A 15567-nucleotide genomic window follows, 5' to 3' on the forward strand; every position below is an offset into this window, starting at 1 on the left:
ATGATTAGAACGTTCAATAAATCTCAACAGCTTTTTATCTTAAACTTGTCAAAATCTAAAATAAATTGCGATAACTTTCATTCCACCGCAAGATTAAACAATCGGCTGAATAAAATCTTCAATTATCTGCACAGTCTGCTCCACCATAAAACATGGAAAACCATGAGAAGCACTTTCAACAGAAATAACAGATAAATTCTTTGCAGCCAAATCTTTAATTTTTCGCACAACTTGGTAAGGAACTAAAGCATCATATTCCGCAAACACATGTAACTGCCTACCTTGATAATTTTTATACATCTCAACCAGATTTAATTGCTCTAGCAACTTTAAACCTTGTCTAAGCAATGCAATCGGTTGTGGACGAATCAATCTCTGCATGGCTAAAAAGTCTTTTTTTGCTGAACTTGTACCTTGACAGACCAATAAGCCAAAACGTTTTAAGGTGGTAATCGCATCCTGTTCAAATGATTGTTTAAATTGCATAAAGCTTTCAACAGGCATGGCAGTCATCCAATCTGCTTGAGCCACAAAACATGGATTCGATGCTAAAGTGATTAAAGCTTTCTGCTCATTGTATTGTTGCTGGATTTGATTCACTAATATCGTTGCCAGTTGACCACCCAGTGACCATCCCACAATCATATCAAACTTGACTGCCCGCTCAACGTGCTGTTGTAAGACTTCATCATCGAGGGCATTAAAGATATTAAGCCGCTCAACGCTATGTCCGTTTTGTTCTAAAGCCTCATGTAAAGGTTTTAATAATTCGGCACCACCGCCCCATCCAGTAATGAGTAGAATCTTTTTAGACAAATGCATCCCTTTACACTGATCAACTACTTTGTATAAAACATCGCATAGATTGGTTATTTTTTCTAGCTGACACAATTCAATTTGCTAAAATATACACTATCCTACCTTACGATGCATTGAGACCCAAAATGATGAATACAATAAAATCTAAAGTCCTTATTCTATGCAGTTCTCTTGTTTTGCTCAGTACAGCAATCCTAACCACAGCACAAAGCACATTATTCTCCAAACAAGATACCGCTCAAAAGCAATGGGTGGGACAATCCGCGCCTGATTTCAAGTTGCAAGACCAGAAAGGTCAATGGCATACCCTCAGCCAATACAAAGGCAAGTGGATTGTGCTGTATTTCTACCCAAAAGATAACACCGCTGGATGTACTCAAGAAGCGAATCAATTTAAATCACTTTATCCTCAATTCTTAAAGTCGAATGCAGTAGTTTTGGGTGTGAGCTTGGATGATATTGCATCACATCAGAAATTTTCACAAAAGCTCGGTTTACCTTTCCCAATTTTGGCAGATGAAAAAGGCGAACTTGCTGGAAAATTTGGCATTGTTAGAAACTTCGGGGTTACAAAAATTGCTAAACGTGAGAGTTTCTTGATTAATCCTCAAGGTGCAATTATGTATCACTACACGAGTGTGAATACGCAAACGCATGCTGATCAAGTATTAAAAGATTTAAAAGAAGCCCAAACTAAAAAATAATTCATAAATAAAAAAACTCAGCATCTGCTGAGTTTTTTTATTCATTCGTAAATCTTAAATTTGCGATTGAATATAATTTTGCAAACCAATTAATTCAATTAAACGCAATTGTTTTTCTAACCAATAGGTATGATCTTCTTCTGTGTCCGAAAGCTGCTGACGCAACATATCACGACTGATGTAATCACCTTTATCTTCACAAAGCTTAATGCCTGTCGCTAGTTTTTCACGCACATGGTATTCAAGTGCTAAATCAGCTTTTAAACAACTTACGACATCTGTACCCACATTGATGTCTTCACGATTCATATTAGGTTGAGCACCCAAAAATAAAACACGGCGAATGATTGAATCAGCATGTGAAGCTTCTTCTTGCATTTCATGGTCAATACGCTCGTAAATCTTGCTCAAGCCCCAATCTTCATACATACGGGAATGGATTAAATATTGATCACGAGCAGCCAATTCACCGCCAATGAGCATATTTAAATAGTCGATGACTTCTGGATTGCCACGCATAATACTTACTCCTATCGAATGACAACATTATGGTCAATTTACACAATAATTGCAAAACCAAAAGTATGTAAGTTTATGATTTTTATAAAATTAAAATGAGAAACATACGCATTTACAGTTTTAATTCGCCCAATTTATCTAATTAAAATAAGCCTTTGCACATTGGGCATAGCTTCACAACTCAATGAATTTAATCAAAATCCTTTATTTAGTTTTTTGTAACGGTTAGCAATGCTTCTTATTCCACTGCAATTTTGATCAAAAAACATTAAAAAATGACTGCTCGGCTGTTGTTTGTTTACACAAAATTCGGTAAATAACATCAATCACAAAAACACAATGCGGAAATAAAATGGATAAAAGTAAGCCAATCTTGGTCACGGGTGCTACGGGTTATATTGCGGGCTGGATTATTGAACGACTGTTGAATCAGGGCTATAACGTTCATGCTACGGTTCGAGATCCATCTAAGAAAAATAAAATTCAGCACCTGTATGATCTAGCAGATAAATCATCAGGACAAATTCAGTTTTTTAAAGCCGATTTACTTGAATCTGGTTCTTTTGATGAAGCCATGCAAGGCTGTGAAATCGTGATCCATACCGCCTCGCCTTTTGTTGTGACCAACTATAAGGATGCAGTAAAAGACATCATTGAGCCTGCGGTAAAAGGAACAGAAAATGTACTGGACAGTGTCAATCGCACTGAATCAGTCAAACGTGTGGTGCTGACCTCAAGTATTGCCTCAACTTATGGCGATGCGGTGGAGATTCAAAATACCGCGAATAATGAGTTTGATGAAAGCCACTGGAACAATACCAGCAGTGAAACCCATCAACCATACCCCTACTCGAAAGTTGCCGCAGAACGTAAAGCCTGAGAAATGGCAGAGCAACAAAATCGCTGGAGTCTTGTCTGTATCAACCCTGCACTGGTGATGGGACCATCACTCACTGATGCAAGTCAGTCTGGCAGTATTGAAGTACTACAACAGTTTGGCAATGGTACCACTCTGTTTGGTGTACCACCAATGTGGAACGGCATTGTTGATGTTCGTGACGTTGCCGATGCACATGTTGCTGCGGCACTCAATCCTAAAGCACAAGGTCGCTATATCATTTGTGGTGGCACATTAAGCCTACTAGAAATGGGCCAGGCATTAACGAAAAAGTTTGGCTACAGATACCCTTTCCCACATTTTACTGTGCCTAAGACAGCATTTTCTTTAGTTGCACCCATATTTGGGCATTCCCGTCAATTTGTAAAACTGAATATGGGTTATCCAATCTACTTTAATTCACAACGTAGTGTGAATGAGCTAGGTATTCAATATCACGATATTCGTGAAAGTGTATGTGAACATTTCCAGCAATTGCTTGATGATGGGATTGTGAAAAAATATATTTAACAATAAAAAGCCTATTCAACCACATCGGTTTGAATAGGCTTTTTTCTTATACTTTCAAGTATTAATCATCAAAATAATCACTATAAATTTCACATAGTCCATCATGAAACCCCCAGCCAATATTATCTGTATCGTGACAAATTTTTGCTGCTCTTTGTTGAAATTGACTTTCTACATTGAGCTGCTTCATCCATTTCATTGCCTGAGCAAACATTGACTCCATGCTATTATAAAATGGCTCATTGATATCACCATACATGTTGGTAAATTTTACTCCAATTTCAACATAATAGATTGCAAGATCAACTAGATGTATATTTAATCCATTGAGTTTTTTAAAGTCCATAACCGCTTTTCGTGCGACAGATAACCTTGCATCGCCAAATCCATGTTTGGGCAAAAATTCATCCTGAATTATTTTTTTATATTTAGAGAGTACGTCATTTGTCCCCTCTGCACTTATCTGTGAATCATAAAAATCTCTGACTACTGAAAACTGTTGATATAGTTTAACAATTTCTTGAAGCAATTCTTTTTCAGGTTTTGTGACCAGATGGGTTTTCAATGCTTTAATACTCATTCAACACCTCCGTACTGCGCCAAGAAATCCAGAAACTCTTGTTCATTCATTACCCGAATGTCCAGTTTCTGCGCTTTATCCAACTTGCTTCCTGCTTTTTCACCAGCCACCACACATTTGGTTTTACTGGAAACACTACCACTGACGCGTGCACCCAAAGCTTGTAACTTTTGTGTCGCCTCATCACGCCCCATACTTTCCAGTGTACCTGTCACTACCCAGCTTTCACCATTCAATGGTTGACGTGTTGGAGCTGTCGGTGCATCCCAATGAATTCCTGCTGCCAATAAACGATCGAGTACTTCAATGTTATGTGGTGCTTGGAAAAAGTCAGCAATCCATTCTGCTGTAATATCACCGACATCAGGCGTTTTCTTAAGTGCTTCAACATCGGCAGCTTTCAAAGCATCCAAAGTTTGGAAAGTATTGGCTAACATGCGTGCTGTAGTTTCACCTACACCACGAATACCTAAGCCATAAATAAAACGTGCCAAGGTAGTTTTCTTGCTCGCTTCGATGGCATCAATCAAGTTCTGAACGGATTTTTCACCCATTTTCTCGATGGTCAATAAGGTGTCACGATGTTCATGTAAATGGTAAATATCAGCCACATCTTTAAGTAAATCGAGATGCAGAAGTGACTCTACCCAACGATCACCCAAGCCCTCAATATCCAAGGCTTTACGCGAAACAAAGTGACGAATGGCTTCAATCCGTTGTGCTGCACAATACAGGCCACCTGAACAACGTGCCAAGGCCTCACCTTCTGGCATCACTACAGGTGATTCACAGACTGGACAATTCGTCGGGAGATGGACGATCTCCGCATTGGCAGGTCGGAACTCAACCCAAACTTTCTCAACTTTTGGAATCACATCGCCAGTACGGTAGACACTAACGGTATCGCCAATACGCACATCTAAACGATGGATTTCACCAATATTGTGTAAGGTCACATTAGATACCGTTACACCACCAACAAAGACAGGTGTTAAACGCGCGACAGGAGTAAGCGTACCAGTACGTCCCACTTGCCAGTCAATGTTTTCGACTTTGGTCAGTGCCGCTTGTGCGGGGAATTTATAAGCGATTGCCCAGCGTGGTTCACGACTTAAAAAGCCCAATTGTTGTTGCTGTTTAAGACTGTCGACCTTAATCACCATACCATCAATTTCAACTTTAAGATCTGGACGTTCTTGTTGGATTTGTTCATAGCGTTGCTGTACCTCCTCAATCGAGGCACAGAGAAATTGACGTTCTGCGATTTCAAAACCAAATTTGGTTAACCAGTGCAGGCTGTCATGCATGGTCTCAAGGCCATGATTGGGCTGACATTGCGCAATACCATAAGCATAGAACGCCAATGGACGTGAAGCTGCGATATTTGGATCGAGTTGGCGCAAACTTCCTGCTGCTGCATTCCGTGGATTAGCAAAGGTCTTATCGCCTTTGGCTTGCTGATCGGCATTGAGTTTTTCAAAGCCTTGCTTTGGCATCAATACTTCACCACGAACTTCCAGAAACTCTGGAATGGCTTGATGCTGACTTGATAATACTTTCGGCAAATTTCGAATGGTTTTAACATTCTGGGTAATATCCTCGCCTGTCTCACCATCACCACGGGTCACGCCACGAACCAAGACACCATTTTCATACCACAGTGAAATCGCTAAGCCATCGAGTTTAAGTTCAACGTCATACTGGACTTTTTGATTGGGTAAACGTTCATCAATACGACGGGCAAAGGCAAACAGATCTTCCTGATTAAACACATTGCCCAATGACAACATTGGCACTGCATGGGTCACGCTTGCAAATTTTGACAAAGCTTGACCACCAACTTTATTGGTCGGTGTATCCGCCTGAATGCATTCTGGATATTGTTGTTCTAAGGCTTTCAGTTGATGAAATAAATGGTCATATTCACTATCAGAAATGCAAGGTTGATCCATTACATAATAAGCATGATTATGTTTTGCAATCAGTTGAATTAACTGACGCATTTGCTCAATAACTGAGTTGTGTTCCATTTAAATTTCACCATATAAAAGGGCGGAAAACCGCCCTATAATCTTTACTGAATTTATTATAAAAGATTGATTAAACCGTTGCTTGATTTGGACGATAATCAATCACATGATGACGCCAATGCTCTTTCAACTGCGGCGTGAATTCAAGATTGTTTTCATCGTAAACTTTACCATCAATCTCACGCGCAATTAAGCCTGCAATGCTGGTCATCATGTCATAGCCTGTCACGGCCTTGCTGTTTGGTAATGCAAGGAAAAATGCCAGACCCTGCACCTGTTCCGCAGACAATGTTTCCAGATCAAAGCCCGCTGGGCCATTATCGGTCACACGCAGTACCGAAAACATAAGGGCACTTGGCTCATCGGTATTTTCATAACGATGGAAACATGACATTTCGCCAAAACGCAGGCCATATTTCAGCAATACCTTTAATGCTTTATCACCCGACAAGGCACGACGTGGATTTGGATAAACATTCAAAGCAATAATTTGCTCTGCTGTTGCCAAAGCACTTTCATCATCATAGCGTTGCTGTTCATGCAAATGCACATCCAGAATATTACTTTCGCCATCAAACTCAGCAATCTCAACTGTTTCAATATTTGGGTTTAAGCTGAGCTGTGTTTCAGCTTTCTCATCCTGAGCTTTTTCTGGCGTTGCTAAAAGCGCTTCAACTTCGTCTTGAGACTGCGATTCTAGCACTGTCTCTTGTTTATTTGCATCCGAAGTGAGCTTAACAACTGGCTCAGGTTCAATCACAACATCAGTTTCAGTCGCTTTTACAATATTTTCCGCAGTAGCTATTTCAACTGGCGCTTTTGCTTCAATCGGTGCCGTGTTAAAACTTGGTTCAACACGGTTGGTTGCAGCGGTAACCACATCATTTTGCAAAATCTGATCCCGTACATGACGAGGAATCACAGGTTGCTGACTTTCAGGGTTAACATGAAGATCTGCTTCTAGTGAAAGCTCAACTGGTTTTGGTTTTCTTAAAATCATGATCAAACCAACGAGCATAATCACAACGGCGACAACAATGCCTATTATTGTATTCATTTCCATACTAGGACTCCGCAACTAACCCGTATTCTTTTGCCTGTTCTAAATCCACAGTCACTAATTTTGATGTGCCTGGCTCTGGCATGGTCACTCCAAGTAAATCAGTTGCCATTGTCATTGCCAATTTATTATGTGTAATGTAAATGAATTGCACTTGTTCAGAAAGCTCTTTTACCAAATTACAATACCGCTGTACGTTGGCGTCATCCAGTGGTGCATCAACTTCATCCAATACACAGAAAGGCGCAGGGTTCAGCCTAAAGATAGCAAACACCAACGCCAATGCCGTTAGGGCCTTTTCACCACCTGACAATAATGCCAGAGAACTGTTACGTTTACCTGGCGGACGCGCCATTAATTTCACACCCGACTGCCAGTCATCCTCAAGGCTGAGGGTCGCCTCACCACCATTAAACACTTTCGGAAACAACAGTTGCAGCTCTTGATTGACCTGGTCAAAAGTGGTCATAAACAGCTTTCGTGTTTGCTGATCAATACTCTTCATGGCATCCTTGAGCTGATCAACCGTATTTTGTAGATCTTGCATCTGATGGTTCAACTCATCAAAACGCTGCGACACTTCTTCGTATTCTTGTGAGGCTGCCAAATTCACAGCACCGATTTTCTCAAATTGTTGCTGGGCTTTTTCAAGTTTTTGCTGATGATCTTTCATTTCTATCGTCAGGTCAGATAAAGCTTCCGCATTGAGTTCTTTCAGCTGTTCCAGATAATGTTCACGATCTGATTTTGCTGCCTGCCAAGCCAAGCGCTTTTGTTCCAACTGTTCACGCACCTGCTCATCTTTTTGCTGTGCTTGATGGCGTTGTTCAGTCAGTTGCTGCTGCTTTTCCTGTACCTGATTGAGTTCAAGTTGCCATTCATTCCAGGTTTTTTGCAGTTTTTCGGTTTGTTGAAATTGCGCCTTAAACTGTGATTCAAGATCTGGCAATTCCAGTTGAATTGGGTCAACAAATTTCTTCGCCTGCTCAATCTGCTCAATGATTTGTCGATACTGCGTTTTCAGGAATGAGATATCTTTTTCTAACAACTCAATTTGCTGATTGGCTTGAGAGGTCTGACGGCGCAGATTTTCACGTTGCTGCTGCTGTTGGGTCAGCTGTTGTTGTTGCTCATCCAATTGTTCATTTAGATTTTCGACCTGAAACTGTAAAGTTTTATAGTTGGGTAACACTGCTTCCAATTTAATTGCTAAAGCATGCAGGTCAATTTCCAGATCATCCCGCTGCATGGCATCTTCTTCAAGCTGCACATCCAGTTGTTTCAGTTGATCGGCCAATTGCTGCTGTTGTAATACAAATGCCTGTGCAGTACTTTGCAGTTTGGCAATTTGCACATCCAGTTGTTGTAATTCTTTTTGCTTTTGTTTTTGGCTTTGTTGCTGTTGCTGTAAATGTTGTTGATGTTGCTGCAAAGTTTGTTGTTGAAAAGAAAATTGGTTTTCTAACTCAAGTAATTGTGGCTGTATTTCTGCAAGTTGTTGTTCGATTTCCTCTAAGCGCACTTGATGACTGAGCATCCCTTGTGCAGTCTGGCTCTCTTCATCGTAGTGCAACGCAATAACCCAGTCCGCACCGACATGATAACCATCCAGCGTTAAAATCGATTGTGCTTGCTGGAGATGCACTTGATATCGCAATGCTGTGGCTAAATCTTCTGCCACAGCTACATTTGTCCATAAAGAAGATTGTGGCACCTCGATCCACTCACTCAAACAAGTAAGCTCTACAATTTGAACAGGCTGCTGTTGTGATGACTTTAACTGTCGTGCGATACCTTCTTGAAAGGCTTGATCTTTCTCAATCAAATGCGCTTGCAACCACTTGGCTAAGAACTTCTCAATAATGCATGCATGCACTTTAGCTTGAGCAGTTAAACGCAAGTTTTGCATTAATCGAACGATATCTTGGTTCTGTTTGGGACTCTGCTTTGCCACCAATTGATTCAGGTTCTTTTGTTCAGCCAATAACACCTGAATCTCTGTTTTTAAACTCTGTGCATCAGTCTTGTTTAAATGTTGCTGATCCTCCTGGCTTTGTAGATTTTGCTGTAGCTGTTCAATTGCTGTTTCCAGCTCAACAATCTCTTGTTGCAACTGCTGCTGTAATTGTTCCAGTTGCGCCTGCTCATCATCCTGAACCTGAGCACGAATCTGGCTGCTTTGTGTTTGTAAGGTCTGCTTTTGCTGTTCAATCCGCAGTACATTTTTGCTTAGTTGCTCAATCTGTGCCGCCATTTGCAGCTTTTGTTGTTGCTGCTTTTCAACTTGGGTTTTAAGTTGATCAAATTGCTGTTGTGCCTGCTTTTGCTGTGCCTGAACATCGGTAAAATTTTGCTCGGCGGCTTGGGTCTGCTGTTCCAGCTCAAGCAATTTCTCATTTTGCTCATCAAACTGCGTGGTTAAGGTTTCAACCTGCAACTCGGATAACTGCAAACGTTCCTTGGTTTGTAGTTTTTGCTGCTCAAGCTGAACCAAGCTGCTGCTGTTCTGCTGGAATAAACTCTGCTTCTGCTCCAGCGTCATTTTCAATTCAGCCAGTTTCTTCTCAGCCTGTTGCCACTCCTGTTGCAACGGTGAAGACTGCTGAATCAACCGCTGGAATAAGGCACTTGTCGCTTCAAGATCATGCTCAATGCTATGTGACTCTGAACGAACCAACTTAAATTTTTCGCCTAACGTGGTCATTTCAACCGTATATTCTTGTTGTAGCTTTTGACTTTGATTGGCTTGGAACGAAAGGATTTCGATTTTTAAGATTCGGATTTGGCTTTCTAAAGTTTTGTATTGAATTGCTGCTTCAGACTGACGCTTCAAGGTTCTGAGCTGTGATTTTAGTTCTGCCGCAATATCTTCCAAACGTGCCAGGTTTTGTTCGGTATGTTCCAGATGCTGTAAGGTTTCACGACGACGTGCTTGATAGCGAGATACACCAGCAGCTTCTTCAATAAACACTCGCATTTCTTCAGGCTTGGCATCAACCAGACGGTTAATCATGCCCTGTTCAATGACTGCATAAGAACGTGGCCCTAGACCCGTTCCTAGAAAAATATCGGTAATATCACGACGGCGGCATCGTGTGCCATTCAAGAAATATTCTGATTTACCTTCACGTGTAACCTGACGACGCACCGCAAGCTCGTTATAGGCATTATAAGCGCCACCTAATTTTCCATATGTATTATCGAAACGAAGCTCTACACTGGCAAGACCGACAGGTTTACGCTTGGATGTTCCTGTAAAAATCACATCCTGCATGCTACCACCACGCAACTGACGTGCATTAGATTCGCCCATCACCCAGCGAATGGCATCAATCACATTCGATTTTCCGCAACCGTTTGGGCCAACGACCGCAGTACGATTGGCCTTAAAATTTAAAGTGGTACTATCGGCAAAAGATTTAAAGCCTGAAAGTTTTAAACTGCTTAAACGCATAACGCCGTGTTTTGACCTAAAAAATTAGCGGCGTGAGCGTCTTGCCCAAGCCAATTCAATCTGTTTCATTCGTGTTAGAGATTCCAACACAAGGTTGCGCAAGTGTCGACAAAAATCTTCCATAAATAAAGCGGCTTGTTGTGATTTTCGGATCAAAATAGCATCAATCACCAGCTTGAACAGGGTAAACGACTCCTGTAGCTCGCGACGTGAGGTGTTTAAGGTTAAAAAATAGCTACGGCGTAACGATGGCAACAGTTCCTTGTAGAACTGCATCATGTAGGGATTCGCCACCATCTCATGCTGTTCAGCCAGATATTTAAAGATAGCATCATAAAACTTCTCAATATCCCCAGCACGGACAAACTCCATCAGTTGGTCTAACAAGGCCTGTAGCTGTTCTGCCTCATTGACCCGCCAGGTCTCACTAATCCGCTGCACAATATGGCCCAACACCATCACATTGGTGTCAAACAGTGCCTTGACCTGCTGGGCCGACATTTCAGAGACAATTGCGCCACGGCGTGGAAAAATTTCAATTAAATAGGTACGTTCCAGCAGCAACAATGCTTCACGGACAGAGCCACGGCTGACATCCAACTCTTTCGCAATGCGCAGCTCCTGAATACGTTCGCCTTCAACCAGCTCGCCGCTAATAATTTGTTCACTAATGTATTTTGCAATCTGTTCAGAAAGACTATCAGCCTCTTCGAGATTCATGAGCCCCTCGCTATCTTTGTTATACGCATTGTTCAATGCTGTTTGAGCTTTTTTGTTTTAACTGATTTCGTTGTATAAATTCTATATCATTGTCTAACAATTTTATTGCTTTTTAAGTCAATCGAATGATAAAAACAATATTTTAAGGAAATATTTGGTTAAAAATTTAAATTCCTTATGTTTAAGATCAATGAGTTAAGCTTACGAAATTGCGCTAACCGAATATCTGAAAATTAATTTATTTACAAAAAATTTATTGATATTAATCACATAAAACAATATATTCCACAAACACTAGCACGTTTTTATTAATTTTACTGAATTGCTCAGCAATTATGAGTAGCATTATGAGTCTTCATCAGGCTGTCAATATCGCAATTTTTGGGTTAAGTATCAGGACATTGAATGAATTAAAAGAACAGATTCAGACAGCGGTTCCCAATCATGTCAAGGTGAACTGGAGCAATATTGCTGAACCTCATCTCGATATTTTGATGATCAATCATATCTTTTTTGATTCACCGAATATCAAAAGCTTAATCCAAAATAACCATATTAATGTTCTACAAATTGCCAATAATGCTGATAAAAATAGTTCAATCGAAGATGACATTCTATATCTACCATTGAATCATCTTCAATCACTACATCAATGGCTAAATGAGCGCTTAGCTAAAAATGCTACGATAGAGAAAGTATCCCCACCTCAAGCAACGAATACTACAATTCATCGAAAACAAATCGGGGAAGTTCTACAAGAAATCCTCAATCCTAAAAATGGCAAAATTCAGTTATTTGATCACAATGGTTTAGTTGCAATTGCAGACCCTCGTAACGAATGGGTTTGGCAAAATCCGATGCTAAAAACATTACATACAGATGCAAGCTTAAATTACACCTACGCCACACAAAATGACCAACTTTGGATCACAGAGACTCCACAACAAGATTTAAAACAATGGTTGTGGCATTTACTTTGGGCATCAAAAGATTTTAATGAACTTTACCCCCCCCTCTGCATCAAGTTTCTATTTAGAAATTTGGCCACAGCCAAAAAACAGGATTGATCGTCAGGACATTTTGCGAATGTCAGCCTGTTTTGCCCAAGGTGCAAAGATTGAGACCGTTGCAGCCCAGCTCAAGCTACCTGAACAGAGAGTAAGACATTTCGTTGCTGCCTGTCTGGGTACAAATTTCGGAAAACTCATCAAGGATCGGGAAGCAAAATATAGGCCCCAAATCCAGCAAAATGAGACTGAACAACATTTTATGCAAAAGCTGTTTGGCCGCTTGCGTAACCGTTTAGGCTTTTGATCAGGGACAAACTTATGATTTTACATCAATATAAAATTGTCTTTGGCGGAACCATGGGTTCAGGGAAGTCGACCGCCATCCAAACGTTATCAGAAATTGAGGTATTGAGTACCGAGGCACTGAATACCGATACCGAATCCCATGAAAAGCTACTCACCACGGTGGGCATTGATTATGGCGAGCTGACACTGGAAGATGGAGTAAAGGTCGGTTTATACGGCACGCCAGGACAGGACCGTTTTGATTTTATCTGGGCGGTGATTTGTAAGGGTGCGATTGGAACCATTGTCATGATTGACCACACCGCAGAAAATCCACTAATTGACCTAGAGCAGTATGTACAGGCATTCCAGCCTTTTGGCAACAATATTGTGATTGCCATTACCCATGTTGACCGTAAGCCAGAACGTACCCTGTCCATCTATCGAGATTGGCTGAAAGCGAGGGAACTGAACTACCCACTGTTCTTTGTCGATGCACGGCAACAGGATGATGTCTTGCTTCTGGTTGAAACCCTGATTGCAAACGTTGAAGTGCATTATGGACTGGTGAATTAAAGGGCCTACATCAGCCCTTTATAAATGAAATAACAGCCAACCACTACCAGTAAACCTGCAAAGCATTTTTTCAACATTGCGGGAGATAGGCGATGTGCGACTTTGGCACCAAATTTAGCCGTGATAAAACTCATCACACTGATCCCAAGAAAAGCATAGATATGCACATAGCCAATGGTATTTGGAACATCAATCTGCTCTTTGGCACCAAACCACATAAAACCTAAGGCCCCAGCCACGGCAATCGGCAGGCCACAGGCTGCCGAAGTTGCCACCGCCTTTTGCATCACCACGCCATGACGGTTCAGGTAAGGTACGGTTAAACTGCCGCCGCCAATCCCAAAAATGGCAGAAGCCACCCCAATTCCCCCACCTGCAACAAACTGCAAGGGTGCTGATGGCAAATGACGATTTGCATCAACAAGCACATGTGCGCCTCTAAACATCTTATACGCCATCCATACCGCAAAAACACCGATCACTAGTTGCAAATGCTGGCCTGACATAAGATCGGCAATTCCAGCCCCCATAAATGAGCCCAGCACCAATCCTGGCGCCAAATTACGGAACACCTGCCACAACACCGCACCTTTTTTATGATGTGCCATCACTGAGCTGATTGAGGTCACAATAATGGTGGCTAGGGATGTCCCCACGGCAACATGCATAATCACATTCGCGTCATAATTCATTTGAGTAAAGACGATATATAAAATTGGCACAATAATTAGGCCACCACCCACCCCAAACAAACCTGCAGTAAATCCAGCAATTGCGCCAATCAGCAAATATATGATTAACTCCATAAACACATGACCACTCTACTTGTAAAAATGATGGATGATTTCGCAATCTGCCAGTTACAGCAATTACTCAACGCAAAAAATCAGTTTCCCGAAGTGGTTTTATTAAAAACCACCACCACATCGACCAATGATGATATGCGTGAAATTGCACAAAAAGGCATTAGCACAGGATTGGTATGCAGCGCACAGCAGACTCAGGGTCGTGGTCAGCACCAGCGACAATGGGTCTCTCCTGAAGGGAACGTTTATTTAAGCACACTGATTCAAAGCAAGACAGCACTGGATGGTCGCCTCGCTCTTGAAGTTGCATTGAATATTCTACAAATACCAAGCTTGCAAGGCTTAAACCTACAGGTTAAATGGCCAAATGACTTGTATAGCCCCCAAGGCAAATGGGGTGGGATTTTGGTAGAGCCACTCTCCGTGAATCAAGCCATTGTTGGGGTTGGCATCAATCTGAATACGCCACCTGTTGAGAATGCAGACCAGCCCATCACCTCATTGCATAGGCTGGGTTTGCATCAAATCGAGCGTCTGAACTTGATTGCCGAACTGTATACTGCCATCCAGCAGGCAGCACAATGGTTTGAACATGGCAGCTACAATCTGGCTGAACGTTTTAACCATCATGCCATTTGGCTAAATCAGCAGGTGGAATTTGAACATGCCCAAGGCAAGCTTCAGGGACGTTTTCAGGGTATCTCGAATGATGGTGCTGTCATCATTAAAACTGATCAAGCACAGCAGTTTTATCAAGGTCGCCTACGTCTGGCTGAAATTTGAGAAATCGTTATCTTATGAAAAGTTTATGGCTTGATATTGGCAATACACGGCTAAAATACTGGGTCACTGAAAATGACCAGGTGCTTGAGCACGCGGCTGAACTTCATCTACAGTCCCCCGCAGATTTACTCCTAGGTTTGATCCAGCATTTTCGCCATCAACAGTTCAGTCGGGTGGGTATTTCCTCAGTGCTGGATGCAGAAAACAACCAGCGTATTCAAATGATTCTGGCTGTTCTGGATATTCCGATTATCTTTGCAAAGGTTCATGCAGAATATGCTGGCCTGCAATGCGGCTATGATGTGCCAAGCCAACTTGGGATTGACCGCTGGTTACAGGTCTTGGCGGTGGCAAAACCGAACGAAAATTTTTGTGTGATCGGCTGTGGTACAGCATTAACCATTGATCTGGTTGAGGGGTTACAACATTTAGGTGGCTATATTTTGCCAAACCTGTATTTGCAACGAGATTCACTCATTCAAAATACCAAAGGTATTAAAATTCCTGATTCCGCTTTTGATAATCTAAAGCCTGGACACAACACAGTTGATGCTGTCCATCATGGGATTCTGTTGGGCCTGATCAGCACCATTGACCAGATTATGCATCACTCTCCTAAACACCTGATCTTAACAGGCGGTGATGCCAACTTGTTTGCCAAATTTTTGGGACATTACCAGCCGCAGGTTGAACCTGATTTATTGCTAAAGGGTTTAAAACACTATGTTCAGCTCAGTTCCACTTTAAGTAGGCTTTGAAGCGTCTGTAATATATGCCGCTTAAGCCACATTCAGATTTTTAAGTTATTCTTCC

At 41.5% G+C, this 15567-nt stretch carries 12 protein-coding genes and 2 pseudogenes; 6 read left to right on the forward strand and 8 right to left on the reverse strand.

Annotation, left to right across the window (positions count from 1 at the left end):
• Positions 1 to 93: 93 nt before the first annotated feature.
• The gene (locus F967_RS10480; protein WP_004761859.1) at positions 94 to 822 is read right to left on the reverse strand and encodes an alpha/beta hydrolase family protein; all 729 of its coding nucleotides are present in this window, start codon (positions 820 to 822) and stop codon (positions 94 to 96) included.
• A gap of 122 nt (positions 823 to 944) precedes the next feature.
• Here F967_RS10480 and F967_RS10485 point away from each other — a divergent pair, with 122 nt between their 5' ends.
• Entirely contained in the window at positions 945 to 1523 is a 579-nt protein-coding gene (locus F967_RS10485; RefSeq protein ID WP_004799765.1) for a peroxiredoxin, read from the forward strand.
• A 54-nt stretch (positions 1524 to 1577) separates the two neighbouring features.
• Here the strand turns inward: F967_RS10485 and ftn are convergent, their stop codons facing one another.
• A complete protein-coding gene (ftn, locus tag F967_RS10490) occupies positions 1578 to 2042 on the reverse strand; it encodes a heteropolymeric bacterioferritin subunit Ftn (protein ID WP_004663600.1) in 465 nt (154 codons plus the stop codon).
• Positions 2043 to 2394: 352 nt separating this feature from the next.
• Here ftn and F967_RS10495 point away from each other — a divergent pair.
• Positions 2395 to 3450 (forward strand): annotated as a pseudogene (locus F967_RS10495) (SDR family oxidoreductase).
• Between the two features lie 61 nt (positions 3451 to 3511).
• Here the strand turns inward: F967_RS10495 and F967_RS10500 are convergent.
• From F967_RS10500 to F967_RS10520, 5 genes are all read right to left on the reverse strand, one after another.
• Positions 3512 to 4030 carry a DUF6155 family protein gene (locus F967_RS10500; protein WP_004799768.1) on the reverse strand — a complete coding sequence of 173 codons (519 nt, stop codon included), beginning with the start codon at positions 4028 to 4030 and terminating at the stop codon, positions 3512 to 3514.
• Positions 4027 to 6060: an NAD-dependent DNA ligase LigA gene (gene ligA / locus F967_RS10505; protein WP_004799769.1), complete on the reverse strand. Its 2034-nt coding sequence runs from the start codon at positions 6058 to 6060 to the stop codon at positions 4027 to 4029. The genes F967_RS10500 and ligA overlap by 4 nt, the downstream gene beginning before the upstream one ends.
• Positions 6061 to 6130: 70 nt before the next feature.
• Positions 6131 to 7123 carry a cell division protein ZipA C-terminal FtsZ-binding domain-containing protein gene (locus F967_RS10510; protein ID WP_004799770.1) on the reverse strand — a complete coding sequence of 331 codons (993 nt, stop codon included), beginning with the start codon at positions 7121 to 7123 and terminating at the stop codon, positions 6131 to 6133.
• Position 7124: 1 nt separating this feature from the next.
• Positions 7125 to 10574: a chromosome segregation protein SMC gene (smc, locus tag F967_RS10515; RefSeq protein ID WP_004799771.1), complete on the reverse strand. Its 3450-nt coding sequence runs from the start codon at positions 10572 to 10574 to the stop codon at positions 7125 to 7127.
• A gap of 24 nt (positions 10575 to 10598) precedes the next feature.
• Positions 10599 to 11294: a GntR family transcriptional regulator gene (locus tag F967_RS10520; RefSeq protein WP_004675034.1), complete on the reverse strand. Its 696-nt coding sequence runs from the start codon at positions 11292 to 11294 to the stop codon at positions 10599 to 10601.
• Between the two features lie 347 nt (positions 11295 to 11641).
• Between F967_RS10520 and F967_RS10525 the strand changes: the two are divergent.
• Together F967_RS10525 and F967_RS10530 are read left to right on the forward strand one after the other, a co-directional pair.
• Positions 11642 to 12608: pseudogene (locus tag F967_RS10525) on the forward strand (hypothetical protein).
• Positions 12609 to 12622: 14 nt separating this feature from the next.
• Complete coding sequence (locus F967_RS10530; protein ID WP_004799774.1) at positions 12623 to 13165, forward strand: GTP-binding protein; 543 nt, start codon at positions 12623 to 12625, stop codon at positions 13163 to 13165.
• Between the two features lie 5 nt (positions 13166 to 13170).
• Here the strand turns inward: F967_RS10530 and F967_RS10535 are convergent, their stop codons facing one another.
• A complete protein-coding gene (locus tag F967_RS10535; protein WP_004799775.1) occupies positions 13171 to 13971 on the reverse strand; it encodes a sulfite exporter TauE/SafE family protein in 801 nt (266 codons plus the stop codon).
• Positions 13972 to 13977: 6 nt separating this feature from the next.
• Between F967_RS10535 and F967_RS10540 the strand changes: the two genes are divergently transcribed.
• Positions 13978 to 14754 carry a biotin--[acetyl-CoA-carboxylase] ligase gene (locus F967_RS10540; RefSeq protein ID WP_004799776.1) on the forward strand — a complete coding sequence of 259 codons (777 nt, stop codon included), beginning with the start codon at positions 13978 to 13980 and terminating at the stop codon, positions 14752 to 14754.
• A gap of 14 nt (positions 14755 to 14768) precedes the next feature.
• Positions 14769 to 15512, forward strand: coding sequence for a pantothenate kinase (locus tag F967_RS10545; protein ID WP_004799777.1), 744 nt, complete (start codon positions 14769 to 14771; stop codon positions 15510 to 15512).
• The last annotated feature ends 55 nt before the right edge of the window (positions 15513 to 15567 follow it).

It is taken from the genome of Acinetobacter sp. CIP 102637 (assembly GCF_000368425.1).
Classification (GTDB): Bacteria; Pseudomonadota; Gammaproteobacteria; order Pseudomonadales; family Moraxellaceae; genus Acinetobacter; species Acinetobacter parvus.

Bases quoted from the DNA above. Each gene is read 5' to 3' on its own strand.
- F967_RS10530 (WP_004799774.1), top strand. From the start codon at position 12,623: ATGATTTTACATCAATATAAAATTGTCTTTGGCGGAACCATGGGTTCA.
- F967_RS10485 (WP_004799765.1), top strand. From the start codon at position 945: ATGATGAATACAATAAAATCTAAAGTCCTTATTCTATGCAGTTCTCTT.
- ligA (WP_004799769.1), bottom strand. From the start codon at position 6,060: ATGGAACACAACTCAGTTATTGAGCAAATGCGTCAGTTAATTCAACTG.
- F967_RS10500 (WP_004799768.1), bottom strand. From the start codon at position 4,030: ATGAGTATTAAAGCATTGAAAACCCATCTGGTCACAAAACCTGAAAAA.
- F967_RS10510 (WP_004799770.1), bottom strand. From the start codon at position 7,123: ATGGAAATGAATACAATAATAGGCATTGTTGTCGCCGTTGTGATTATG.
- smc (WP_004799771.1), bottom strand. From the start codon at position 10,574: ATGCGTTTAAGCAGTTTAAAACTTTCAGGCTTTAAATCTTTTGCCGAT.
- F967_RS10545 (WP_004799777.1), top strand. From the start codon at position 14,769: ATGAAAAGTTTATGGCTTGATATTGGCAATACACGGCTAAAATACTGG.
- F967_RS10540 (WP_004799776.1), top strand. From the start codon at position 13,978: ATGACCACTCTACTTGTAAAAATGATGGATGATTTCGCAATCTGCCAG.
- ftn (WP_004663600.1), bottom strand. From the start codon at position 2,042: ATGCGTGGCAATCCAGAAGTCATCGACTATTTAAATATGCTCATTGGC.
- F967_RS10535 (WP_004799775.1), bottom strand. From the start codon at position 13,971: ATGGAGTTAATCATATATTTGCTGATTGGCGCAATTGCTGGATTTACT.
- F967_RS10520 (WP_004675034.1), bottom strand. From the start codon at position 11,294: ATGAATCTCGAAGAGGCTGATAGTCTTTCTGAACAGATTGCAAAATAC.
- F967_RS10480 (WP_004761859.1), bottom strand. From the start codon at position 822: ATGCATTTGTCTAAAAAGATTCTACTCATTACTGGATGGGGCGGTGGT.